At 71.6% G+C, this 21603-nt stretch carries 23 protein-coding genes and 1 tRNA gene; 16 read left to right on the top strand and 8 right to left on the bottom strand.

Annotation, left to right across the window (positions count from 1 at the left end):
* The first annotated feature begins 26 nt into the window (after positions 1 to 26).
* The gene (locus ACFV9W_RS32125) at positions 27 to 1211 is read left to right on the top strand and encodes an MBL fold metallo-hydrolase (RefSeq protein WP_385768095.1); all 1185 of its coding nucleotides are present in this window, start codon (positions 27 to 29) and stop codon (positions 1209 to 1211) included.
* 83 nt (positions 1212 to 1294) lie between these two features.
* On the opposite strand, the gene ACFV9W_RS32120 is transcribed toward ACFV9W_RS32125, so the two are convergent.
* A complete protein-coding gene (locus tag ACFV9W_RS32120; protein WP_385768092.1) occupies positions 1295 to 2011 on the bottom strand; it encodes a class I SAM-dependent methyltransferase in 717 nt (238 codons plus the stop codon).
* A 230-nt stretch (positions 2012 to 2241) separates the two neighbouring features.
* Between ACFV9W_RS32120 and ACFV9W_RS32115 the strand changes: the two genes are divergently transcribed.
* The 6 genes from ACFV9W_RS32115 to ACFV9W_RS32090 all read left to right on the top strand — a co-directional run bounded on the left by ACFV9W_RS32115 (position 2242) and on the right by ACFV9W_RS32090 (position 6992).
* Entirely contained in the window at positions 2242 to 2511 is a 270-nt protein-coding gene (locus tag ACFV9W_RS32115; protein ID WP_385768089.1) for a DUF1905 domain-containing protein, read from the top strand.
* A gap of 327 nt (positions 2512 to 2838) precedes the next feature.
* Positions 2839 to 4842: an ATP-binding protein gene (locus tag ACFV9W_RS32110; protein ID WP_385768087.1), complete on the top strand. Its 2004-nt coding sequence runs from the start codon at positions 2839 to 2841 to the stop codon at positions 4840 to 4842.
* A gap of 171 nt (positions 4843 to 5013) precedes the next feature.
* Positions 5014 to 5448: a roadblock/LC7 domain-containing protein gene (locus tag ACFV9W_RS32105; RefSeq protein ID WP_385768084.1), complete on the top strand. Its 435-nt coding sequence runs from the start codon at positions 5014 to 5016 to the stop codon at positions 5446 to 5448.
* A gap of 2 nt (positions 5449 to 5450) precedes the next feature.
* Positions 5451 to 5822, top strand: coding sequence for a DUF742 domain-containing protein (locus ACFV9W_RS32100; RefSeq protein WP_326017958.1), 372 nt, complete (start codon positions 5451 to 5453; stop codon positions 5820 to 5822).
* Complete coding sequence (locus ACFV9W_RS32095; RefSeq protein ID WP_385768081.1) at positions 5800 to 6399, top strand: ATP/GTP-binding protein; 600 nt, start codon at positions 5800 to 5802, stop codon at positions 6397 to 6399. Before ACFV9W_RS32100 ends, ACFV9W_RS32095 begins: the two co-directional genes overlap by 23 nt.
* Positions 6396 to 6992: a GAF domain-containing protein gene (locus ACFV9W_RS32090; RefSeq protein ID WP_385768078.1), complete on the top strand. Its 597-nt coding sequence runs from the start codon at positions 6396 to 6398 to the stop codon at positions 6990 to 6992. Before ACFV9W_RS32095 ends, ACFV9W_RS32090 begins: the two co-directional genes overlap by 4 nt.
* Before the next feature lie 30 nt (positions 6993 to 7022).
* Here ACFV9W_RS32090 and ACFV9W_RS32085 read toward each other — a convergent pair whose 3' ends face one another.
* Positions 7023 to 8468: an amino acid permease gene (locus ACFV9W_RS32085; RefSeq protein WP_385768075.1), complete on the bottom strand. Its 1446-nt coding sequence runs from the start codon at positions 8466 to 8468 to the stop codon at positions 7023 to 7025.
* A gap of 387 nt (positions 8469 to 8855) precedes the next feature.
* Here ACFV9W_RS32085 and tdh point away from each other — a divergent pair, with 387 nt between their 5' ends.
* The 3 genes from tdh to ACFV9W_RS32070 all read left to right on the top strand — a co-directional run bounded on the left by tdh (position 8856) and on the right by ACFV9W_RS32070 (position 12269).
* Complete coding sequence (gene tdh, locus ACFV9W_RS32080) at positions 8856 to 9884, top strand: L-threonine 3-dehydrogenase (RefSeq protein ID WP_385768072.1); 1029 nt, start codon at positions 8856 to 8858, stop codon at positions 9882 to 9884.
* Positions 9885 to 10066: 182 nt separating this feature from the next.
* The gene (locus tag ACFV9W_RS32075) at positions 10067 to 11257 is read left to right on the top strand and encodes a glycine C-acetyltransferase (RefSeq protein WP_385768069.1); all 1191 of its coding nucleotides are present in this window, start codon (positions 10067 to 10069) and stop codon (positions 11255 to 11257) included.
* Between the two features lie 109 nt (positions 11258 to 11366).
* The gene (locus ACFV9W_RS32070) at positions 11367 to 12269 is read left to right on the top strand and encodes a LysR substrate-binding domain-containing protein (RefSeq protein ID WP_385768066.1); all 903 of its coding nucleotides are present in this window, start codon (positions 11367 to 11369) and stop codon (positions 12267 to 12269) included.
* A 72-nt stretch (positions 12270 to 12341) separates the two neighbouring features.
* Here the strand turns inward: ACFV9W_RS32070 and ACFV9W_RS32065 are convergent, their stop codons facing one another.
* Both ACFV9W_RS32065 and ACFV9W_RS32060 read right to left on the bottom strand, forming a co-directional pair.
* Positions 12342 to 13076: an SDR family NAD(P)-dependent oxidoreductase gene (locus ACFV9W_RS32065; protein WP_385768063.1), complete on the bottom strand. Its 735-nt coding sequence runs from the start codon at positions 13074 to 13076 to the stop codon at positions 12342 to 12344.
* Between the two features lie 151 nt (positions 13077 to 13227).
* Positions 13228 to 13824 carry a TetR/AcrR family transcriptional regulator gene (locus ACFV9W_RS32060; RefSeq protein WP_385768060.1) on the bottom strand — a complete coding sequence of 199 codons (597 nt, stop codon included), beginning with the start codon at positions 13822 to 13824 and terminating at the stop codon, positions 13228 to 13230.
* A gap of 133 nt (positions 13825 to 13957) precedes the next feature.
* Between ACFV9W_RS32060 and ACFV9W_RS32055 the strand changes: the two genes are divergently transcribed.
* The 5 genes from ACFV9W_RS32055 (at position 13958) to ACFV9W_RS32035 (ending at position 18074) form a co-directional block, all read left to right on the top strand.
* Complete coding sequence (locus tag ACFV9W_RS32055) at positions 13958 to 14563, top strand: helix-turn-helix domain-containing protein (protein ID WP_385768057.1); 606 nt, start codon at positions 13958 to 13960, stop codon at positions 14561 to 14563.
* Between the two features lie 2 nt (positions 14564 to 14565).
* The gene (locus ACFV9W_RS32050) at positions 14566 to 15153 is read left to right on the top strand and encodes a GNAT family N-acetyltransferase (RefSeq protein WP_385768214.1); all 588 of its coding nucleotides are present in this window, start codon (positions 14566 to 14568) and stop codon (positions 15151 to 15153) included.
* Positions 15154 to 15256: 103 nt separating this feature from the next.
* Positions 15257 to 16213 carry an alpha/beta fold hydrolase gene (locus tag ACFV9W_RS32045; protein ID WP_385768053.1) on the top strand — a complete coding sequence of 319 codons (957 nt, stop codon included), beginning with the start codon at positions 15257 to 15259 and terminating at the stop codon, positions 16211 to 16213.
* A 64-nt stretch (positions 16214 to 16277) separates the two neighbouring features.
* On the top strand, positions 16278 to 16637 hold the full coding sequence (locus tag ACFV9W_RS32040; RefSeq protein WP_385768050.1) for an MmcQ/YjbR family DNA-binding protein: 360 nt from the start codon (positions 16278 to 16280) through the stop codon (positions 16635 to 16637).
* A 99-nt stretch (positions 16638 to 16736) separates the two neighbouring features.
* Positions 16737 to 18074 (top strand): MFS transporter, encoded by a 1338-nt coding sequence (locus tag ACFV9W_RS32035; RefSeq protein WP_385768047.1) that lies wholly within the window; start codon positions 16737 to 16739, stop codon positions 18072 to 18074.
* Here the strand turns inward: ACFV9W_RS32035 and ACFV9W_RS32030 are convergent.
* Together ACFV9W_RS32030 and ACFV9W_RS32025 are read right to left on the bottom strand one after the other, a co-directional pair.
* Positions 18022 to 18969 carry a transketolase family protein gene (locus ACFV9W_RS32030; RefSeq protein WP_385768044.1) on the bottom strand — a complete coding sequence of 316 codons (948 nt, stop codon included), beginning with the start codon at positions 18967 to 18969 and terminating at the stop codon, positions 18022 to 18024. The genes ACFV9W_RS32035 and ACFV9W_RS32030 overlap by 53 nt on opposite strands.
* A gap of 42 nt (positions 18970 to 19011) precedes the next feature.
* The gene (locus tag ACFV9W_RS32025; protein ID WP_385768211.1) at positions 19012 to 19662 is read right to left on the bottom strand and encodes a thiamine pyrophosphate-dependent enzyme; all 651 of its coding nucleotides are present in this window, start codon (positions 19660 to 19662) and stop codon (positions 19012 to 19014) included.
* A gap of 253 nt (positions 19663 to 19915) precedes the next feature.
* Between ACFV9W_RS32025 and ACFV9W_RS32020 the strand changes: the two genes are divergently transcribed.
* Positions 19916 to 19989 (top strand) — tRNA-Pro (locus tag ACFV9W_RS32020).
* 419 nt (positions 19990 to 20408) lie between these two features.
* Here the strand turns inward: ACFV9W_RS32020 and ACFV9W_RS32015 are convergent.
* On the bottom strand, positions 20409 to 20747 hold the full coding sequence (locus ACFV9W_RS32015) for a tyrosine-type recombinase/integrase (RefSeq protein WP_385768041.1): 339 nt from the start codon (positions 20745 to 20747) through the stop codon (positions 20409 to 20411).
* A 17-nt stretch (positions 20748 to 20764) separates the two neighbouring features.
* Positions 20765 to 21361: a hypothetical protein gene (locus ACFV9W_RS32010; RefSeq protein WP_385768038.1), complete on the bottom strand. Its 597-nt coding sequence runs from the start codon at positions 21359 to 21361 to the stop codon at positions 20765 to 20767.
* Positions 21362 to 21603 lie beyond the last annotated feature (242 nt).

The raw sequence follows: 21603 nt of genomic DNA, 5'->3' as shown, positions 1-21603 counted from the left end.
CACATAATGGGAAACCTGATCGATCAATGGGAGGCGCCGTGTCACGTTCTCTGACTTCCGGGCTGCGCTCGCTCCAGCCCGATGCCTTCGGCGCCGAGCCCGCGGGGGCCCGCCTCGACCGCATCCGCCGGTCCCCGAACTTCGCGGACGGGTCCTTCCAGAACCCGGAGGGCGCCCGCGTCCGGCCCGACGGCTCGATGGTCGAGTTCGCGAAGAACTACTTCCGGAAGGACGAGCGCGCCCGCCGGGCCCCCACCGGGACCGTGCCCGTGCATGCCACGACGCTCGCCGATCTCTCGAAACCGCCGGTGAGCGGCCTGCGGATCACCTGGATGGGGCACTCCAGCGTCCTCGCCGAGATAGACGGGGTGCGGGTGCTGTTCGACCCGGTGTGGGGCGAGCGCTGTTCACCGTTCGCCTTCGCGGGGCCCAAGCGGCTGCACCCGGTGCCGCTGCCGCTCGCCGCGCTGGGCCCGGTCGACGTGGTGGTGATCTCGCACGATCACTACGACCACCTGGACATGCCCACCATCAAGGCGCTCGCCCACACGGACACCGTGTTCGCGGTGCCGCTCGGCGTCGGCGCCCACCTGGAGCACTGGGGCGTGCCCGCGGACCGGCTGCGCGAGCTGGACTGGCACGAGTCGACGAAGGTCGCCGGGGTGACGCTGACCGCCACCCCCGCCCGCCACTTCTGCGGCCGCGGCCTGCGCAACGCGCAGCACACCCTGTGGGCGTCCTGGGTCGTCGCCGGGCCCGAGCACAGCGTCTTCCACAGCGGTGACACCGGCTACTTCTCCGGGTTCAAGGAGATCGGCGCCGAGCACGGGCCGTTCGACGTCACGATGATCCAGATCGGCGCCTACTCGGAGTACTGGCCGGACATCCACATGACCCCGGAGGAGGGCATGCGCGCCCACCTCGACCTGCAGGGCGGGCCCGCTGCCGGGCCGATGCTGCCGATCCACTGGGGGACGTTCAACCTGGCGCCGCACGCCTGGACCGAGCCCGGTGAGGGGACCGTCACCGCGGCCCGCCGCGCCGCCGCGCGCCTCGCGCTGCCGCGCCCCGGCGAGCCCTTCGAGCCCGGCGCCGAGGCGCTGCCCACGGAGCAGTGGTGGCGGGCGGTCGCGGCGGTGCCGCAGGGCGGGTGGCCGGTGGCGGGGCCCGCGGCGGGGGCGGACGAGACGGAGATCGTGGTGGCCGGGTAGGCGGGAGGCGGCCTTTCCGGAGGGGGCGGACGCCGGTCGGCTTCCGCCCCCTTGAGACACGCCACTCCGATCACGCCCTCCGGTCACGCCACGCGGCGCGCTCGCAGGACCGTGTCGCGGTGGTGGTGGGTGCCGGGCGGGGCCGGGGCGGTGCGCCCGCGCGTCTCGTCGACCTGGATCTCCCAGGCGCCCGCACCGTCGGCGTCGAGGAGCTTGATGACGTCGTCGGCCCAGTAGTAGTCGGCGGGGTCGAATTCGGCGGTCACCGCGGCGTCGTGCGCCAGGTCCGCCAGCGCGTGCGTGACGAAGAGCAGCGTGCCGCCGGGCGCGACCGCGTCGACGAGGCCGCGCGCCGTCGCCGGGCCCGTGCTGCGCAGCAGCGGGAAGTACTGGATGCTCACCAGGTCGAAGGCGCCCGCCGGCGGCGGGGTCACCGCCAGGTCCGCCCGTGCCCAGGACACCCGGCCCGCCACGTCGGTACCGGCCGCGGCGGCGCGGCGCAGGGCCACCTCCGAGACGTCGACCGCCGTCACCTGCCAGCCGCGCCGGGCCAGCCAGAGCGCGTCGCCGCCCTCGCCGCAGCCGACGTCGAGGGCCTGGCCGGGCGGCATCCCGTCGACCTCGGTGACCAGCACACCGTTCGGGTTGCCGCTGAAGAGCTGCTCGCTGCCGCTGTACCGCTCGTCCCACTCCCGGGCGGTGGCGGAGTGCGTGGTGTCGGAGCGGATGGCGTCGGACTGAGCGGCGTCCGACTGCGGGCTGTCGTCCTGGGCGATGCCGCTGTTCATGTCGTCAGGCATGGCGTCCGGTCCTGTCTCTCGGCGGTGCGACGGTGACCCCCGTCGACGCCAAGGTCGCTCCACACCCGCGTACGGGCAAACTTCTTTGCGGAAAACGCAAAACGTGGGCCCGGCGGCCTCCAGGCGCGGAAAACGAGGGTCTGTCGGCGCGGCGCGATGACTTTCCTCGCCGGCCTCCGTCCTACCTGGTGACAGCACCTCCCTCTGATCCCGGACAGGCGGTACCCGTCATGGACAAGCAATTCATCGCGACCCTGCGGAAGAGCCCGAATAAGGGCGGCTGGACGTACGTCGTGTGGCCCGAGTCGGCGGAGTTCTTCGGAACCCGCGGCCTGGTGAAGGTGCGCGGCACGATCGACGGCCATCCGTTCCAGAGTTCGTTCATGGCCCTGGGCGACGGAACGCACAAGCTGCCGGTGAAGGCGGACGTGCGCAAGGCGATCGGCAAGGAGGAGGGGGACACCGTGACCGTCCGCCTCGAGGAACGCCTGAGCGCCTGAACGCCTGACGGCGGGTGCCGGGTGCCGGGTGCCGGGTGCCGGGTGCCGGCCGGAAACCCCCAGGCGAACGCGTGTATGAGTGAATCGCGGGCGCGTATTCGGGCATGGGTGCGAAGCCTCATACCAGAGCGGGACCTCAGTCGCCGGAGTTTGTCAACTGCCCCTCGCGTATATGCCGTTGGCGACTACCGTGTGTGCTCGCCGTGCGACGCCCGGTCGCGCTGCCTGCTGTCCCTCCCTGCTGTCTCCCCATCTGCCGAGCCACCCCACCTGAACGCACAGACCACCCCCCACTTGAACTCACAGAACCGAGGACGAGGTCGCCGTATGTCCCAGCCCCGCCAGCCGGCCGCCCGCGCAGACCGCCGCGAAGGCGGTCGGCACGGCAGGCCGGCCGGACGGGCCGCGCCGCAGCCGACCGAGACGCACATACGTTCCCAACTCCTGCGCATCGCCGTCCTCCCGCCGCTCGCGGTGGCCCTCGGCGCGAGCGCGGCCGTGCTGTTCGTCCTCCAGCACACGGGAGTGCGGCCCAGCCCGACGCTGTGGGCGGTGCTCGGCGGAGCCTGTCTGGTGACGCTCGCGGGCATCGTGATCGCCGCCGTCGCCGCGCGGCGCACCGCGGCCGTCGTACGCGACCGGGTGCTCGCGCTGCGCCAGAGCGCCGCGCACCGGCAGTCCGAACTGCGCGACCTGGTCGAGCAGTTGCGCAAGGGCGAGGCCCCGCCGCCGCGCCGCGCGCCCGCCGTCGGCGCGCCCGGCGGTGACGACTTCGACCGGCTCGCCGTCGACCTCGCGCGCGGTCACGACGTCGCGGTGACCGCCGTCGTCCAGGCCACCCAGCTGTCCAGCCAGGCGGGCAGCCGGCAGAAGGTCGAGGTGTTCGTGAACCTCGCCCGGCGCCTGCAGTCGCTCGTGCACCGCGAGATCAGCCTGCTCGACGAGCTGGAGAACCAGGTCGAGGACCCCGACCTGCTCAAGGGCCTGTTCCACGTCGACCACATGGCCACCCGCACCCGTCGGCACGCGGAGAACCTCGCCGTGCTCGGGGGCGCCGTCTCGCGCCGCCAGTGGAGCCACCCCGTGTCCATGACCGAGGTGATGCGCTCCGCGATCGCCGAGGTCGAGCAGTACTCGCGGGTCAAGCTCGTGCCGCCGATCGACGGCACCCTGCGCGGACACGCCGTCGCCGACTGCATCCACCTGCTCGCCGAACTCGTCGAGAACGCCACGGTGTTCTCCGCCCCGCACACCCAGGTCCTGCTCCGCGCCAATCAGGTGACCTCCGGGCTCGCCATCGAGGTGGAGGACCGCGGCCTGGGCATGCCGGTCACCGAGCAGAACAAGATGAACACCCTGCTCACCGACCCCGACCAGGTCAACGTGGCCAGCCTCCTCGCGGACGGCCGCATCGGCCTGTTCGTGGTCTCGCAGCTCGCACGGCGGCACGGCATCACGGTGCGGCTGCAGACGAACATCTACGGGGGAGTGCAGGCGGTCCTCGTACTGCCCCAGGACCTGCTCGGCGGCGACGGCGACACCGACGGCGCGGGCGTGCGCATCCCGCACGTGCGCAAGGCCGCCGCCGCGGCGACCGCCGACAGCGTGCTCGGCGGCGACCCCGCGGCGCCGTCGGCGAACGGCCACCGGGCGGGCGGCCCGCCGCCGCAGCCCGGCCGCCCGGACACCAACGGCACCCGCCCCGCCCCGCCCAACGCCCCCGCCCCGGCGCCCCCTTCACCCGCCCCGCTCCACGGAGCCGTCTCCGTGGTGCCCCGGCAAACGCAGATGGGCACGCCCCCTGCGGGCACGCCGGTGGTCACGCCTCCCGCGGGTACGCCCACGGTCACGCCTCCCGCCGCCACGCCGACCGGCACACCCGACCCCGCCACGGGACCGCCCCCCAACGGTGCGGCGCCCCGCCCCGCACCCCACGGCGGCGCCCCCCTCCCGCAGCGCATCGCCGGCGACCCCCGCCCCACCCCCGCCGACGCCCTCCCCGGCATCCGCCCGGAGGCCCGTGAGGCCGCGGCCCACGCCGAGCCCCCGGCCGCCGCCCGCCCCGAGGGCGTGGTGCGCGGCACCATGAGCGGCCGCCCCCAACTGCCGCGCCGCAGGGCCCAGGAGCACATCGCCCCGCAACTGCGCGGCGGCCCCGCCCCGCGCCACGACGACCCGGCCCCGTCCGTGCACGACCCCGGTCTCATGGCCGCCTTCCAGCGCGGCATCACGCTCGCCGAGTCGGCCGAACCGCGGGCCCCCGGCGGCCCGGGGCCGGACGCCCAGCAGTGGGAGCCGGGCCCCGACGAGCAAGGCGGCGCCCCCGCATGACCACCACGACGCCGCACACACGACCGCCCCCGCTCCCACCCCCGTACAGGCACGCGCACGCCACCACGCGCGCGTACCCGCCCGGAAGCCCGAACCGCACCCGCACCCGCCCCCGCCGATCCCCCACCTCCCCGCACCACACCCAGCAGTCCACCAAGGAGTCGATCCCCCATGGCGAGCGATGTGCCGACGGGTCATGTGTCCGATCTCGACTGGCTGATGAGCGGCCTCGTCCAGCGCGTTCCCCACACCAGCAGCGCCGTGCTGCTGTCCTCCGACGGGCTCGTCAAGTCCGTGCACGGGCTCGACGCCGACAGCGCCGACCACATGGCGGCCCTCGCCTCGGGCCTCTATTCGCTGGGCCGCAGCGCGGGCATCCGGTTCGCGGACGGCGGCGACGTACGGCAGGTGGTGGTGGAGCTCGACTCGGCGCTGCTGTTCGTGTCGACCGCGGGCTCCGGCACCTGCCTCGCGGTCCTCGCCGGGCGCGACGCGGACGCGGCCGTGCTCGGCTATGAGATGGCCATGCTCGTCAAGAGCGTGCGGCCCTACCTGGTGACCGCACCCCGGCAGCCCGCCGCCGAGCCCACGGCGATGAGGAATTGACGGTGGCGGCCCCGCAGGACGGGCCTTGGCTGGATGGCGCCGCGGGCCGGCTCGTGCGTCCGTACACGATCAGCAACGGACGCACCCGGCCCAGCACGTCGATGGATCTGCTCACCCATGTGATGGCCACCGGGGCGACCCCCCTCGGCTACCTGGGTCCGGAACACAGCCAGGCGCTCGACCTGTGTGCGCAGCCCACATCGGTCGCGGAGATCGCCGGTCATCTGAAGCTCCCGGCGGGCGTCACCAAGGTGCTCCTCTCCGACCTCGTCGACTGCCAAGCGATCACTACGAAGCCCCCCACGTTCCACGACAACCCCACTGACCGGTCCCTACTGGAGGCAGTGCTCGATGGACTACGACGCCAGCTCTGACCCTTTCCCCACCGCACTGAAGATCTTGGTCGCTGGCGGGTTCGGGGTCGGCAAGACGACCTTCGTCGGGGCAGTCAGCGAGATCGCGCCGCTCAGCACGGAAGAGTTGCTCACCACGGTCAGCGAGGACACCGACAATCTCGACGGCATCGAGAACAAGGTCGAGACGACGGTCGCGATGGACTTCGGGCGGATCACCCTGGACCCGGAACACGTGCTCTATCTGTTCGGCACGCCGGGCCAGGAGCGCTTCTGGTTCATGTGGGACGAGCTGTCCGAGGGCGCCCTCGGGGCGGTCATCCTCGCGGACACGCGCCGCCTGGAGGACTGCTTCGCCGCCGTCGACTTCTTCGAGGAGCGCGGCATGGGCTTCATCGTGGCGGTCAACGAGTTCGACGGCTCCTACCGTTACGAGGCCGAGGAGGTCCGCGCCGCCATCGACCTGGACCCGGCGGTCCCCGTCGTGCGCTGCGACGCGCGGATCTCGAGCTCCGGCATCCAGACACTGCTCACCCTCGTACGGCATCTGCTGGCGCACGCGCCCGCGACCGCCACGGGATTCGGAGCCCACACGTGACGTACGACGCCGCCAGGAGGCTGCTGCTGACGCCGCAGGACCAGGAGGGCGCCGAGCGGGCCGGCCGGTTGCGCAGGCTCGACCTGGGGCAGCGGGCCGAGCCGGTGTTCGACCGCTTCGCGGACCGGCTCGCCGAGGTGACCGGGGCGCCGTACGCGATGGTCAACTTCATCGACGAGAACCGGCAGTTCTTCGCGGGGCTGCACACTCCCGGGGGCGACCACCGGGGCGGCGAACTGGGCGCGGTGGCGGCCTCGGCCGCGACCTCCACGTCCACGGAGGGTGAAGTGGCGCGCTACATGGCGCGCGATCACGGCTACTGCCCGCATGTGGTCGTGCGGCGCAAGGCGCTCGTCCTTGAGGACGTGTGCGACTACCCGCGCTTCGCGGGCAACCCCGTGGTCGACGAGATCGGCATCCGCTCCTACCTGGGCGCGCCGTTGATCGACGAGCGCACGGGGCTCGCCCTCGGCACGGTGTGCGCGGTCGCGACGGAGCCCCGCCCGTGGGGACAGGCGGGGCTCGTGACCATCAAGGCGATGGCGGCCGATCTGATGGAGCTTGTACGCGGGCGGGGCGACCTGCTCGGTTAGGACGCCGGGGCCTGTCGTTCGGATCAGGCCCTAGGCGGTGACGGCGCGGGCGTCCCTGCGCTGCTTGGCGTAGCCGCCGGCGGCCAGGGCGACGACCAGGATCGCGGAGACGAAGAGCTGGTCGCGGCCGTCCGCGGTGCTGGCCATGACCACGAAGACGCCCGCGATGGCCGCCAGGGCGAGCCAGGTCAGATACGGGAAGGCCCACATCTTCACGGTGAGCAGCTCGGGCGACTCGCGCTCCAGGCGGCGCCGCATCTTCAGCTGCGCGAGGCAGATGAAGACCCAGCCGACGAGGATGGCGACACCGGTCGTGTTCATCAGCCAGGTGAAGACGGTGTCGGGCCACCAGACGCCGGCGAACACCGCGAAGAAGCCGAAGAGGCAGGACGCCACCACCGCGGCCACGGGCACGCGGCGGCGCACCCGGCCCAGGAAGCGCGGGCCGAGGCCGCGCGAGACGAGGGAGTAGGCCATGCGGGACGAGCCGTAGATGTTGGCGTTCATCGCCGACAGCAGGGCGACGAGGATGACGGCCTGCATGATGGTGCCGGCGGCCGGGATGCCGAACTCGTTCAGCACGGTGACGTACGGGCCGTCGGCGGCGACGTTCGGGTCGTTCCACGGCACCAGGGCGACGACCAGCGCCATCGACCCCACGTAGAAGAGCGCGATGCGCCACACGGCGGTGCGCACGGCGCGCGCCACGTTCTCGCGCGGCTTGTCGGACTCGGCGGCGGCGATGGACACCGTCTCCAGGCCGCCGTACGCGAAGACGGCGGTGAGCAGTCCGGCGATCAGGCCGGAGGTGCCGGTGGGGAAGAAGCCGCCGTGGCCGGTGAGGTTGGAGGCGCCGGGGGCGTCGCCGAAGACGCCGCAGATGCCGAGGACGCCCAGGACGAGGAACGCGCAGATCGCGGTGACCTTCAGGGCGGAGAAGAAGAACTCGAACTCGCCGAAGTTGCGCACGGCGGCCAGGTTGCTCAGGCAGAAGAACACCATGAAGACGGCGACCCAGCCGTAGGCGGGCAGGAACGGCACCCAGCCGTGCATGATCTGCCCGGCCGCGGTCGCCTCCGCGGCGACGCCGCAGGTGAGCATCACCCAGTACATCCAGCCCGAGGTCGCACCCGCCCAGGCGCCGAGTTCGCGCTCGGCGTGCACGGAGAACGAGCCGGTGGCAGGGCGGGCCGCGGACATCTCGCCGAGCATCCGCATCAGCAGCATGACGACGAATCCGGCGCCCGCGAAGAGCAGCACGACCGCGGGTCCCGCGGCGGCGATCCCGGCGCCCGAGCCTACGAAGAGGCCCGCGCCGATGACGCCGCCGAGGGCGATCATCGAGAGGTGCCGCTGCTTGAGGCCGTGGCCGAGTTCCGTGCCGGTGGAGGCGTCGGGGGCGTCCTCGACGTCGCCGGGCGTGGCGCCGACGTCGGATCCGGCCTGCGGCGGGTCCGTGACGGAGGTGCGTGTCATGGTCGTGCCTGTTCGCTGTCTGAGACGGGTTGAAGTGCGGCGACAGTATGCGCTGGTGGGACGTGGTGCATCGGCTGTCCGTTATTCGGACACTCTGTTCGCTGGACGGATTCTGGAAGGATTTTGGACGGATTAACGGGGCGTCAGGGAGTCCTGGGGGAGGGGTCCTTCGGATCGGCCGCCTGGCCGGGCCTGTAGGAAACCTGGGGCGCCGCTTAAGAAAACCTCGATGGACCGAACGCCCCGTGTACGGAAGAGTCTGCGGTGTCGGCGGACCGCATACGGGATGTATCCGGACGACTGCCGCAGCGCACCCCTCATCACCCACTCTCCCCGCACACGGGTCGGTTCGCCCTGCCCGCGTGCGCGACGACAGGAGTCGAACCCTTGAAGGCACTGGTCAAGGAGAAGGCCGAACCGGGTCTGTGGCTGACGGACGTCCCCGAGCCCGGCGTCGGCCACGGGGACGTACTGATCAAGGTCCTGCGCACCGGGATCTGCGGCACCGACCTGCACATCCGCAGCTGGGACGGCTGGGCGCAGTCGACCATCAGCGCGCCGCTGGTCGTGGGACACGAGTTCGTCGGCGAGGTCGTCGAGACCGGCCGCGACGTGAGCGACATCGCGGTGGGCGACACGGTCAGCGGCGAGGGCCACCTGGTGTGCGGCAAGTGCCGCAACTGCCTCGCCGGGCGCCGCCACTTGTGCCGCGCGACGGTCGGCCTCGGCGTCGGCCGGGACGGCGCGTTCGCCGAGTACGTGGCGCTGCCCGCCTCGAACGTGTGGGTGCACCGCGTCCCCGTCGACCTCGACGTCGCCGCGATCTTCGACCCGTTCGGCAACGCCGTGCACACCGCGCTGTCCTTCCCGCTCGTCGGCGAGGACGTACTGATCACAGGGGCGGGCCCCATCGGCCTGATGGCGGCGGCCGTCGCCAAGCACGCCGGCGCCCGCAACGTCGTCATGACCGACGTCAGCGAGGATCGCCTCGAACTGGCGCGGAAGGTGGGCGTGAGCCGCGCCCTGAACGTGGCCTCCTCGACCATCGCGGACGGCCAGCGCGAACTCGGCCTGCGCGAGGGCTTCGACGTGGGCCTGGAGATGTCCGGCAACCCCGTCGCCATGCGCGACATGCTCGCGAACATGACCCACGGCGGCAAGATCGCCATGCTCGGCCTGCCGTCCGAGGAGTTCGCCGTCGACTGGGCCCAGATCGTCACCTCGATGATCACCATCAAGGGCATCTACGGCCGCGAGATGTTCGAGACCTGGTACGCGATGTCGGTCCTCCTGGAGGGCGGCCTCGACCTCTCCCCGGTGATCACCGGCCGCTACGCCCACACCGACTTCGACGCGGCGTTCGAGGACGCGGCGAGCGGCAAGGGCGGCAAGGTCATCCTCGACTGGACCGCCTGATTTTTGGGCTCGGTTCGCCTCCGGGGCGACAAAGCCGGTGTCGAGACCCCGACCGTGCTCGACCCTCCTTCGTCGGGCCTCCGCGCGCTCGGCATCTCGACACCGGCGCGCCCCTTCGGCTCACTCGCCGCCGCTGCACCGTGGAACGCCGCCAACGCCCCCGTACCCGTAAGGAAGACCCCATGTTCGACAACGTACGCGCCGACTTCCAGACGACCCTCGACGAGATCGCCGCCGCGGGCCTGCACAAGCCCGAGCGGGTCATCGGCACCCCGCAGTCCGCCACGGTCGACGTCACGGCCGGAGGCCGCCCCGGTGAGGTGCTCAACTTCTGCGCCAACAATTACCTGGGCCTCGCCGACCACCCCGAGGTGATCGCGGCGGGCCACGCGGCCCTCGACCGCTGGGGCTACGGCATGGCGTCCGTCCGCTTCATCTGCGGCACCCAGGAGGTCCACAAGGAGCTGGAGGCGCGCCTGTCGGCCTTCCTCGGCCAGGAGGACACGATCCTGTACTCCTCCTGCTTCGACGCCAACGGCGGCGTCTTCGAGACCGTGCTCGGCCCCGAGGACGCGGTGATCTCCGACGCCCTCAACCATGCCTCGATCATCGACGGCATCCGGCTGTCCAAGGCCAAGCGCTTCCGCTACGCCAACCGCGACATGGCCGACCTGGAAGCGCAGTTGAAGGCGGCCTCCGGATCCCGCAGGAAGCTGATCGTCACGGACGGCGTCTTCTCCATGGACGGCTACGTCGCGCCGCTCACGGACATCTGCGACCTCGCCGATCGCTACGACGCCATGGTCATGGTCGACGACTCGCACGCGGTCGGCTTCGTCGGCCCCGGCGGCCGCGGCACCCCCGAACTGCACGGCGTCATGGACCGCGTCGACATCATCACCGGCACCCTCGGCAAGGCCCTGGGCGGGGCGTCCGGCGGCTACGTCGCGGCGCGTGCGGAGATCGTCGCGCTGCTGCGCCAGCGTTCGCGCCCGTACCTGTTCTCGAACAGCCTCGCCCCCGTGATCGCGGCGGCGTCCCTCAAGGTCCTGGACCTCCTGGAGTCGGCGGGCGACCTGCGCGAGCGCCTCGCGGCGAACACCAAGCTGTTCCGCACGCGGATGACGGAGGAGGGCTTCGACATCCTCCCCGGCGACCACGCCATCGCCCCCGTGATGATCGGCGACGCCTCCGTCGCGGGCCGCATGGCCGAACTCCTCCTGGAGCGCGGCGTCTACGTGATCGGCTTCTCGTACCCGGTGGTGCCGCAGGGCCAGGCGCGGATCCGCGTGCAGCTGTCGGCGGCGCACTCCACGGAGGATGTGAACCGGGCGGTGGACGCGTTCGTGGCGGCGCGCGCCGAGCTGGGCTGAGACCGGCGGTGCGGGGGCTGACGTCGCCGGTGCGTGGGCTGACACCGCCGGAGCGTGGGCTGACGTCGCCGGTGCGGGGGATGTCGGACCCGTTTGGGAGAATCGCCCCATGATCGAAGCGCGGCGGCTGCACATCCTCCGTGCGGTGGCCGACCACCGCACCGTCACGGCTGCGGCCGCCGCGCTGTACCTGACCCCGTCGGCGGTCTCGCAGCAGCTCACGGCGCTTGAGCAGGAGACGGGCCACAAACTGGTCGAGCGCGGTGCGCGCGGCGTCCGCCTGACGTCGGCGGGCGAGATCCTGCTGCGGCACACCAACGCCGTCCTCGCCCAACTGGAGACGGCGGAGGCCGAGCTGGCCGCGTACAGCACGGGCGAGGCGGGCACGGTGACGCTGGCCTCCTTCGCGACGGGCATCGGCCTCGTCGTGGCCCCGGCGCTCGCCCTTCTGTCGCGCTCGGCACCCGGCATCCGCGTCCGCGTCCAGGACGCCGAGGGCGACGCCAGCCTGCCGATGCTGCTCGACCGGCAGATCGATGTGGCGGTCGCCGTCGAGTACCGGGGTGCACCGGGCGCGGACGACGACCGGATCACGCGCGTGCCGCTGTACGCGGAGCCGTTCGACGCGGTCCTGCCGGTCGCGCACCGCCTCGCCGCCGCGGAGCGCGTGCCGGTCGCCGACCTCGCCAAGGACACCTGGATCGGCCCGTACCCCGGGAACCCCTGCCACGACGTGGTGGTCCTGGCCTGCGAACACGCCGGATTCTCCCCGCAGTTCGAGCATTCGTCGGACGACTTCCGCGCCGTCGTCGCCCTCGCCTCCGCGGGCGCGGGCGTGGCGCTGGTCCCGCGCTCGGCCCTGCACGGCGTGGACCTGAGCCAGGTCGTGGTCCGCCCGATCGACGGCGCGGCACCGGCCCGCAAGGTCTTCGCGGCGGTGCGGCACGGGGCGGAGGGGCATCCGCTGATCCGGCCGGTGTTGGAGGCGCTGGGGGAGGCGGCGGAGGGCTGAGACGGGGAGCGCTACTGGGCCTCATCGCTTCCGTCCGGCCCGGCGCACGGAGCGCGGTGCACGTCGGAGTGCTTACACCTGCGCGTAGCCGCCGTCGGCGAAGAACTCGGCGCCGTTGACGAAGCTCGACGCGTCCGAGGCAAGGAATGTCGTCACCGCGGCGATCTCCTCGGGCTCGGCGAGCCGGCCGAGGGGGATGCCATCCCCGGTCTGCTCAAGCATCTCGGGCGGGAGCAGCTCGAGCAGCCCCGGGGTGCGTGTGCCGCCCGGGGACACGACGTTGACCCGGAAGCCATGTGCGCGCGAGCTGTGGGCCCAACCGCGCGCGAGGTTGCGGATCGCGGCCTTGGAGGCCCCGTAGACCTCCAGGCCCTGGTCGGGCCGGGTGCCGGCGGTCGAACCCGTCAGAATCACCGAAGCACCGGCAGTGAGGTGCGGTAGCGCTTGCTGGAACGTGAAGATCGTTCCCTTGACGTTCGTGTCGAATATGGAGTCGATCAGCTCCTCCGTCACCTCGCCCAGCTGAGCCACTGTGCCGACGCCCGCGTTGGCGACCAGCACATCGATGCGTCCGGCCTGTTCGCGCACGTTCTCGTAGAACGCGTCGAGCTGCGAGGGGTCCGAAACATCGCAGACCGCCCCGGTCACGCCGCTGCCTAGTTCGGCGACCGCGGCGTCGAGCGCGCCCTTGCGGCGTCCGGTGATGAATACCTGGGCGCCCTCGTCGCGGAACGCGCGGGCGGTCGCGAAACCGATTCCGCTGCTGCCTCCGGTGATCACGGCGACCTTGTCCGTCAAGACGGGCATGCCGTCCTCCTTCGAGTTATGGACCGTTGCGTCAATAACCATCCTCGATATGGACCGTGCAGTCAAGAACGTCGACAGGGTCGCCCCTGCCGGGGCGTGCGAGGGCCGCGGCGGGGTTCGCCTTACGGAGAGAGGGGGGGGAGAGGTGCTGCTAGTGCGCGTGGACGGGCAGAAGCCGCGCGAGAGTGGACTGGGCCGCCGCAGTGAGCGAGCCGATGTCCATGCCGGTGCGTCCGAGCGCGACGAGGCCGAGCTGGGCGACGAGGACGGTGCGGGCGGTCTCGGCGGGGTCGGCGTCGGCGGCGAGGTCGCCTTCGCGCTGGGCACGCTCCAGCGCCGCGGTGAGGATGGCGGTGATCGCGTCGTAGCTGCGGCGGGCCTCGGCGGCCACGTCCGGAGCGCTGGTCGCGAGTTCGGCGTTGCTGTTGGCCAGCAGGCAGCCCCGACGCGCGACGGCGCCGGTCGGGTCGGTGGTGGGGCCGAGCATGAACTCGCGCACCAGGTCGATGCCTCGCGCCGCGGACTCCAGGCGCTCGCGCAGTGCCAACAGATTCGCGTCGTCGTAGTCGCGCAGCACCCGCAGGAAGAGGCTGTGCTTGTCGCCGAACGCCCCGTACAGGCTGCCCTTGCCCAGGCCGCTCACGCGCAACAGATCGTCCAGTGACGTCGCCGCGTACCCCTTGTCCCAGAACTCGTCGCGGACAGCGAGAACCACGCGGTCTTCGTCGAACTTGCGGGGGCGGGCCATGCCGCCCACGGTACTTGTTCTGGACCGCGTGGGCCGTAATGGGTGGCCGCTTCCGGGTTGGGTCACGGGCGTCCGGGTGTCGATGGTCGACCGCGTAACACGCCTGTTTCATATCTGGGATACCGTGCCGAATATGAGACGCGAGAGTGGTGTGCCGCCGCGCGATGCCAATGACCCGGAACCAGACCCCGTGGACGCCCGACTTGGGTCCCGGCTCGCCGAGCTGCGGGCCGAACACGGCCTGTCCCTGGGGGAGTTGGCGGACCGCAGTGGCGTGAGCCGCTCGACCCTGTCGCGGGCCGAACGCGCCGAGATCAGCCCGACCGCCGCCCTCCTCAACCGCCTCTGCGCGGTCTACGGGCGGACCATGTCGCAGCTCCTGAGCGAGGTCGAGTCGGCCCCCGCGCAGGTCGTACGCGCCGCGGACCAGCCCGTCTGGCGCGACGACTCGACCGGCTTCGCGCGCCGTTCCGTCTCCCCGTCGCAGGCCGGACTGCGCGGCGAGGTGGTGGAGGGCGCCCTCGAGCCGTACGCCGACATCGCGTACGACCGCCCGCCCGTCCCCGGCCTGGAACAGCACATCTGGGTGTTCGACGGCCTCCTCGACCTCACCGTCCAGGGCACGACACACCGCCTGGAGACGGGCGACTGCTTGCGCTTCCGCCTCTGGGGCCCGACCCACTTCCACTGCCCGGGCCCCGACCCGGTGCGCTACGCCCTGGTGGTGGTGCTCCCGTGACGATCACCTGCACGCGTCTTGCGCCCGCGGAATTCCCCGCCTACGTAGACGAGTTGGGCGCCCTACTGGCCGACGTCGTACAAGGAGGCAGCTCACTCGGCTTCCTGCACGGACTGACGCTCGATGAGGCGGCGGCCTGGTGGCGCGACTCCGTGGGCCCGTCCGTGGAGCGCGGCAGCACGGCCGTATGGGTGGCTCTGGACACGGACGAGACCGGCCGGTCCCGCTGCCTCGGAACGATCTCCCTCGCCTTCACTGAGAAGCCCAACGGCCGCCACCGCGCCGAAGTGGTCAAGCTGATGGTGCACGGCGGCACCCGCGGCACCGGCCTCGGACGCGCCCTCCTGGCGTCCGCGGAGCGCGCCGCGGCGGAGGCGGGCGTGACGCTCCTGGTCCTCGACACCGAGACCGGCAGCCCCGCCGAGAACTTCTACCGCAAGGCGGGCTGGGACGAGGTCGGCATCATTCCCGACTACGCGGCCGACCCGGCGGGAGTCCTGCGGCCCACGACCCTGTTCTGCAAGCGCCTCGAACCGCTCGTGCCGGTTCGCCTCGAACCGCTCGTGCCGGTCGGCGATTGCCAGGAATGAGGGCCTACGGTGCGGGGGAGGTGCAGGCCAGCACGCACGCGTACCCGCACCTGCACACCCCCGCCCACAGGGCCGTACGGACTGTCCGAGAGGAAGCCGCCAGATGACCGCCACAGACCCGACGTACACGACGAGCGCGCTCAGCACCGGCGACGGCGCCGCCGTGGCCACGTACACCTGGCTGCCCGAAGGCGGCAGGCCCCGCGCCTTCGTGCAGATCGCGCACGGCGCGGCCGAGCACGGCCAGCGCTACGACCGCTTCGCCCGCCACCTCACCTCCCACGGCTACGGGGTCATCGCCTCCGACCACCGCGGCCACGGCGCCACCGCCCAGTCCACGGGCGGCTACGGGGTGACGGACGACGCCGACCCCGACACCGTCGACGCGTGGGTGTCGATCGTCGAGGACCTCAAGGCGATCGGCGACCAGGCCCGCGCCCTCCACCCGAACGTCCCGTTCGTGCTGCTGGGCCACAGCCTCGGCTCGCTGCTCGCGCGCGACTACGCGCAGCGGTACGCGGACGACCTGGTGGCCCTGATCCTCTCCGGCACCTTCCGCTCCCTGCCCGGCGCCGACAACGAGGGCGACATCGCGGCCCTGGAGGCCCAGGTCGCGGCGGGCGGCCGCGCCGCCGCCTCGTCCTACGTGGGCAACCTCTTCTCCTCCTTCAACGACCCGTACGAGCACCGCACCGGCTTCGAATGGCTCTCGCGGGACGAGGCGGAGGTCGACAAGTACGTCGCCGACGAACGCTGCGGCTTCGACTTCTCGGCGGGCCTGTCCCTGGACTGGGTCCGCGCGGTGCGCCGCGTCAACGACCCGGCGAACCTCGCCCGCATCCCCGCCGACCTGCCGATCCACATCGCGGTCGGCACGGAGGATCCGTGCAACCAGCGGATGACGCTGGTCCACGAACTCCTGGAGGACTTCCGCTACTTGGGCGTCGAGGACCTCACCTGGAAGGGCTACGAGGGCGCCCGCCACGAAATCCTCAACGAGACGAACCGCGACGAGGTCCAGGCGGACCTGGTGGCGTGGCTGGACAAGCGGGTGCCGTGACCCCGAGCGGGGCGCCTTACGTGGCTCCCGGCCATTGTCAGTGGCGTTGGCTACGGTTCGTTGCATGCTGGACGCCGAGGATGTACGCACCGTAGCCCTGTCCCTTCCGGACACGACCGAGAAGGTCGCCTGGAGCATGCCCACGTTCCGGGTGGCGGGGAAGATGTTCGCCACGCTGCCCGAGGACGAGACATCGATAGCGGTGCGCTGCCCCAAGGAGGAGCGCGACGAGCTCGTCCTGTCCGAGCCGGACAAGTTCTGGATCGCCGACCACGAGGCGTCCTTCGCCTGGGTCCGGGCCCGCCTCGCGGCCCTGGAGGACACGGCCGAGCTGCGCGACATCCTCGCCGACTCCTGGCGCCAGGCGGCCCCGACCCGACTCCTGGACGCACACCCCGAGTTGGGCGTTCCACGTGCAGGATGAAACCAGATGAGTCGCCGCCCGTCCGCATGGCATCATCCGCTCGCGAGGGCCCACCGCGCGCGTGCGGTGCGCCATGGGGACGACGAACGGGGATGGTGGATGGCCGACCGGGCGGTCGACGGCGAGGACGCCGGGGTCGCGCCCCGGCGCGGCATCTGGACCCGCGACTTCGGCCTCTTCTTCACTGCGAGGGGCGTGGCCAAGCTCGGCGACAGCATGCTGCCGGTGGCCCTCGCGGCGGGCCTGCTGCAGTACGGCTACGGGGCGGGCGCGGTGGGCCTGGCCATGGCCTCCTCGGTGGCCTGCTTCGCCGGTCTGGTCATCTTCGGCGGCGTACTGGCGGACCGTTTCAACACACGGCTGCTGATGACGGGCGCCGACCTCGTCCGCCTGGTGACACAGTCCCTCGCGGCGGTCATGTTCTTCACCGGCCATGTCGTGCTCTGGGAGATCTGCGTCATCGGCGCGATCAACGGTTTGGCGGCGGCGGTCTTCCAGCCCGGCGTCGCCGGCACGGTGCCGCGCCTGGCATCCGACGTCCAGGCGGCGAACGGCGCGATCCGGGTCGCGGAGTCCGGCGCGCAACTGGCGGGCCCGGCGGTGGCGGGCATGCTGGTCGCACTGGCCTCACCGGGCCTGGTCTTCGCGGCGCACGCGGGCACGTACGCGCTGAGCGCCCTGTGCCTGCTCCTCCTGCGCCTGCCACCGCTGCCACGGGACGCGGCCGCCGGCAAGCCCCGCACCCGAGGCGCCTTCCGCTCCGAACTGGTCGAGGGCTGGCGGGAGTTCAGGTCCCGAAGATGGCTCTGGGGAGTCATCTCGGTCTGGTGCGTGCTGATGATAGGAGCGTCGGGCCCGGCCGTCCCCCTGGTCGCCGTACAGGTCACCCAGGAGTACGGGTCGAGCGCATACGGCCTGGTGAACTCGGCGCTCGGCGCGGGCACGGTCGTCGGCGGCGTCCTGGCCCTGCGCCTGCGCCCGCGCCGAATGCTGCGCGCGGGCGCCCTGGCCCTGTTCGGCTTCGCCCTGTTCCCGGCGACGGCGGGCGCGGGCCTTGGTGTGCCGTGGATGATGGCGGGCTGCGCGGTGGCCGGGGCCGGCATGTCGTTCTGGGGCGTGATGTGGGCGACGAGCGTCCAGACCCAGGTCCCGCGCGAGGTCCTCAACCGTATCCACGCCTACGAGGTCGCCGGCTCCATCGCCATGCAGCCGGTGGGCCAGGCCCTGGCGGGCCCGGCGGCAGCCACATTCGGCACGCAGCAGGTCCTGCTGGCGGGCGGCGTGGTCACGCTGCTGGTGGCGACGACGATGATCTCGATCCCGGCGATCAGGGGCTTGGTGAGAGCGGACGCGCCACCGCAGACCTCGCTGGGGCTCCCTCCTGTTACGCCGGAACCCCGACAGCGCCGACGCTCCGGGAAAGCAGAAACCCACTGATCCGCTTCCGCAGAGCCGCCGCGTCGAGCCCATGCCCGACGATGTGCTCCTCGACGCTCCCGTACCGCCGCAGCTCCCGCCGCCCGACACCGAGCCCGAGGACACGGTGCGGAAGATCGGCGAGCGCGTCATTGGCGGCGCCGGTGGAGGTCCCGGCGAGATAGGGCTCGACGACCACGACATCAGCGGTGCCACTCGCGCCTACGGCCCGCCGCAGCCCGGCACCATCGAAGGGCCGCACGGTGGTCGCGTACAGCACACTCACATCGAGCCCTTCGGTGGCGTCCAGCACGTTGTCCAACATGGGCCCAACGGCGACGACGACTCCCCGCCGCCCTTCCCGCACACTCAGGAACCGCTCCCCATCAACAGGCAGCGCCTCCCGATTCCCCTGCACGGAGAGCCGCACGTATTCACGGGAGTCACTAACGGCCTCGCCCCCGGCCCCGACAGCATGGCGCAGCAGGACGTCGGCCTCATCGGGATGCCCGGGCACGTGCACCCGCCACCCATCAACGGTGTCGAGCAGCGCGACATCACCGGGGGACATGTGCGTGAACCCTCCGGAGGACACGTCGTACGACGCCCCGGCACTCACCAGCACACCCCCGACCCCCTGATGCCCGAAGTCCAACTTCACCTGCTCAAAGGGTCGTTCGACGAGGAAGCTGGCGAAGGTGTGCATCACGGGCCGCATCCCGGCGAGCGCAAGCCCCGCCCCGGCCCCGACGAGCAACTGCTCCCGGATCCCGACATTGATCACCCGCTCCGGATGCCGCCGCGCGGCCCCGGCAAAGGGCGCGGCCCCGATCTCGGCGAGAACGACGGCGACGCGCGGATCCTCATCGAGAATCTGGCTGAGGACGGGGGCGAACCGATCACGCATGGTGTCCACGAGAACTTTCCTTCCGAAGGGGGGCTAGAGGGGGAGGGGGGCTCACTCAAACTTGGGATCGACGCGGGCGACGACGGCGTGGGGCCGCCCCGGATGGGGCGCGGTGAACGCCTCGTACAGGGCCTTGTGATCCCGCCCGTCGACGGTCACGGTGGACCACCCGGCGGCCTCGAACCGGGCGGCGATGCCCCCGGCCCGGCCATAGGTGGCGGACAGGTTGTCCACGACAACGGTGTGCAGCCGCTCGAGCCCGAAGGCGCCGGCGAAGGCGATGGCCTCGTGATTGCTGCCCTCGTCGAGCTCGGCGTCCCCGACCAGGGTCCAGACGGCGGGCTCGTCGAGCCCCTGGGCGCGCAGCCCGAGCGCGGTCCCGACGGCGATCGGCAGCCCGTGCCCGAGCGACCCGCTCCCGATCTCCACGCCCGGCACGAGCACGCGGTCGGGGTGGTGCCCGAGCCGCGACTCGTACGCCCCGAAGTCATTCAGCCACGCCTCGGGCACAAACCCCTTGGCGACGAGCACGGCGTAGTACGCCATGGGCCCGTGCCCCTTGGACAACAGAAACCGGTCCCGCCCGGCGTCCTCGACACTCTCCGGCCCGACCCGCAGAACACGGTCGTACAGCACCCACAGCACGTCGAGGGTGGAGGTGGCGGCGGGCCCGTGCTTCTCGTCCCCGGTCATGAGACTCATGAGCCGAGTCAGATCTTCGTAGCGATAGCCGGTGTGCGCGACGGCTCCGGTGGCACGGGTCGCGATGGCGTGGTCATCCGCTGTGGTCGTCATGGAACAAAGCGTGCAACCTCAACTTTGCTTGAGGTCAACCCCCGCCCGTGCGGCGTGCCGGATCCGTCCGCGCGCCGGAAGTGATTCACGACCACCGCCCCGAGTGCGGTATGGTTTCTCTGCGCGTGAGGCCAGGGGGAAACCCCAGGTCAACGAGCACCGGGACGTGGCGCAGCTTGGTAGCGCACTTGACTGGGGGTCAAGGGGTCGCAGGTTCAAATCCTGTCGTCCCGACTTTTTTAGTCGGTTAAATATGCAGGTCAGCGGCCGGTTCGAGGTTACTCGAACCGGCCGTTGGTCGTTTGACCGGCCGAATGCCCCTTAACGGATAGGCGCTCCCAAAATCGAATATCTTCGGCGTGAGGTCGAGGTGGGGCGCGTCGTTTGTGCAGGTCAGCGGGGTGGTGTGGTGTGGGAGCTGTTCGATGGTCACCTTGTCTGGCGGGGAAGGGGTCGCGAGGCAGCGAATGGGTGCTTACGGCTGCGTACGGGCCTGAGCGGCCGGTCGGCTGGGAGCGGGTGGCGCCCTCGAGGCATGGAATTGCCCCATTTCTGGGAGCGAATTCCGACGGGTAAAGGGGTTTCCGGTCTTTCTGCTCGCAGGTGTGCGATTTCCGCTTTCGATTTCGGGGCGTGGTTCGTGGTGCGTGGATCTACCAGTGCTGTGGGATGCCGGGGATGGGCTGGCAGTTTCCGTTGAGGTAGTCGGTGAGGGTCTGTCCGGCGGTGGTGAGGTGGCGGATGCTGGGGTGGAGGTAGCGCTGGGTGGTGGTGATGCTGCGGTGTCCCGCGATTTGCTGGAGGACGTGGAGGGGGACGCCGGCGTCGGCCATCCAGGTCAGGGCGGTGTGGCGGAGGTCGTGGCGGCGCAGGTGGCCGAGGCCGAGGCGGGCGGTGACGTCGTCCCAGTGGGTGGCGCGGCGTAGGCCGGCGGTGGTGATGCGGCCGCTTTGAGGCCCGGTGAACAGGCGGGCATCGGGTGCGCCGTTCACGGCGGTGATGCGGGCCGTCAGGAGCGGACGGAGGGGTTCGATGATGGGGACGAGTCGGTGCGGTGGCCCTTGGTGGGCTTGTCGACGAGGCCTCCGGGTGCCGACGTGGTCTGGCGTCGGGCGTGCCAGAGCCAGTGGCGGGTGTCGATGTCGCGGACCTGGACGCCGGAGATTTCGCCGATGCGGGCGCCGGTGCAGGCGGCAAAGATCACGGCGTGGGCCCAGCCGGGATAGTGCTGATGAGAGGCGCTGGTGAGCGCGTCGGCGAGTTCGCAGAGGGTCGTGAAGTCGGGCAGTGCCAGGCCGCGTGACCCGGCGTCGGTGTCCTGGGTGTCGAGGTAGAGGCGTTGCCAGCCCTTGAGGGGAGCTGGGGGTTGGGGGAGCCAGCCGTCGCGGGTGGCCTGGCGGGTGATGCGGGCGAGCATGGCCAGGGTGTTCTTGATGGCAGATTGGTGGTGTCCGGACTCGGCCCAGGCGTGGACGGCGCGGTCGATCAGCCCTGGGGTGAGGTGGTCGATGGGGAGGGTGCCGAGGGTGGGCAGGATGCGTTGGTGCCAGGCGGCGAGGTAGGCGCCGCGGGTGGTGGGCTGGAGGCCGGCGAGGGCGAGGTCCATGACGCGGGCTCCGTAGCCCGCGAGGGTGGGTGCGTCGGGCAGGTGGGGTGTTGGGCGGTGCGCGAGCTCGGTGAGCGCGGACAGCAGGGCGGATGCGAGATCCGGCAGTGACTGAGCGGGACGCTGTCCGGGAGGCGACGGCTGGGGGCCCCTATGACTTTGGTCAAGGGGCAATCGGGGTTGGTGGTTGGTAGTAGGTGCCGTCGCGGAGCATCGCGAAGAGGACATCGGCTCGGCGGCGG

This window comes from Streptomyces sp. NPDC059897 (assembly GCF_042730865.1).
Taxonomy (GTDB): domain Bacteria; phylum Actinomycetota; class Actinomycetes; order Streptomycetales; family Streptomycetaceae; genus Streptomyces.
Note: the sequence above shows the minus strand (reverse complement) of the source record. Positions and strands in the feature narration are given on the sequence as shown.

Excerpts from the sequence above, each read along its gene's own strand:
- ACFV9W_RS32125 (WP_385768095.1), top strand. The coding sequence starts at position 27 with ATGGGAGGCGCCGTGTCACGTTCTCTGACTTCCGGGCTGCGCTCGCTC.
- ACFV9W_RS32120 (WP_385768092.1), bottom strand. The coding sequence starts at position 2,011 with ATGCCTGACGACATGAACAGCGGCATCGCCCAGGACGACAGCCCGCAG.
- ACFV9W_RS32115 (WP_385768089.1), top strand. The coding sequence starts at position 2,242 with ATGGACAAGCAATTCATCGCGACCCTGCGGAAGAGCCCGAATAAGGGC.
- ACFV9W_RS32110 (WP_385768087.1), top strand. The coding sequence starts at position 2,839 with ATGTCCCAGCCCCGCCAGCCGGCCGCCCGCGCAGACCGCCGCGAAGGC.
- ACFV9W_RS32105 (WP_385768084.1), top strand. The coding sequence starts at position 5,014 with ATGGCGAGCGATGTGCCGACGGGTCATGTGTCCGATCTCGACTGGCTG.
- ACFV9W_RS32095 (WP_385768081.1), top strand. The coding sequence starts at position 5,800 with ATGGACTACGACGCCAGCTCTGACCCTTTCCCCACCGCACTGAAGATC.
- ACFV9W_RS32085 (WP_385768075.1), bottom strand. The coding sequence starts at position 8,468 with ATGACACGCACCTCCGTCACGGACCCGCCGCAGGCCGGATCCGACGTC.
- ACFV9W_RS32075 (WP_385768069.1), top strand. The coding sequence starts at position 10,067 with ATGTTCGACAACGTACGCGCCGACTTCCAGACGACCCTCGACGAGATC.
- ACFV9W_RS32070 (WP_385768066.1), top strand. The coding sequence starts at position 11,367 with ATGATCGAAGCGCGGCGGCTGCACATCCTCCGTGCGGTGGCCGACCAC.
- ACFV9W_RS32065 (WP_385768063.1), bottom strand. The coding sequence starts at position 13,076 with ATGCCCGTCTTGACGGACAAGGTCGCCGTGATCACCGGAGGCAGCAGC.
- ACFV9W_RS32060 (WP_385768060.1), bottom strand. The coding sequence starts at position 13,824 with ATGGCCCGCCCCCGCAAGTTCGACGAAGACCGCGTGGTTCTCGCTGTC.
- ACFV9W_RS32055 (WP_385768057.1), top strand. The coding sequence starts at position 13,958 with ATGAGACGCGAGAGTGGTGTGCCGCCGCGCGATGCCAATGACCCGGAA.
- ACFV9W_RS32045 (WP_385768053.1), top strand. The coding sequence starts at position 15,257 with ATGACCGCCACAGACCCGACGTACACGACGAGCGCGCTCAGCACCGGC.
- ACFV9W_RS32040 (WP_385768050.1), top strand. The coding sequence starts at position 16,278 with ATGCTGGACGCCGAGGATGTACGCACCGTAGCCCTGTCCCTTCCGGAC.
- ACFV9W_RS32035 (WP_385768047.1), top strand. The coding sequence starts at position 16,737 with ATGGCCGACCGGGCGGTCGACGGCGAGGACGCCGGGGTCGCGCCCCGG.
- ACFV9W_RS32025 (WP_385768211.1), bottom strand. The coding sequence starts at position 19,662 with ATGAGTCTCATGACCGGGGACGAGAAGCACGGGCCCGCCGCCACCTCC.
- ACFV9W_RS32010 (WP_385768038.1), bottom strand. The coding sequence starts at position 21,361 with ATGGACCTCGCCCTCGCCGGCCTCCAGCCCACCACCCGCGGCGCCTAC.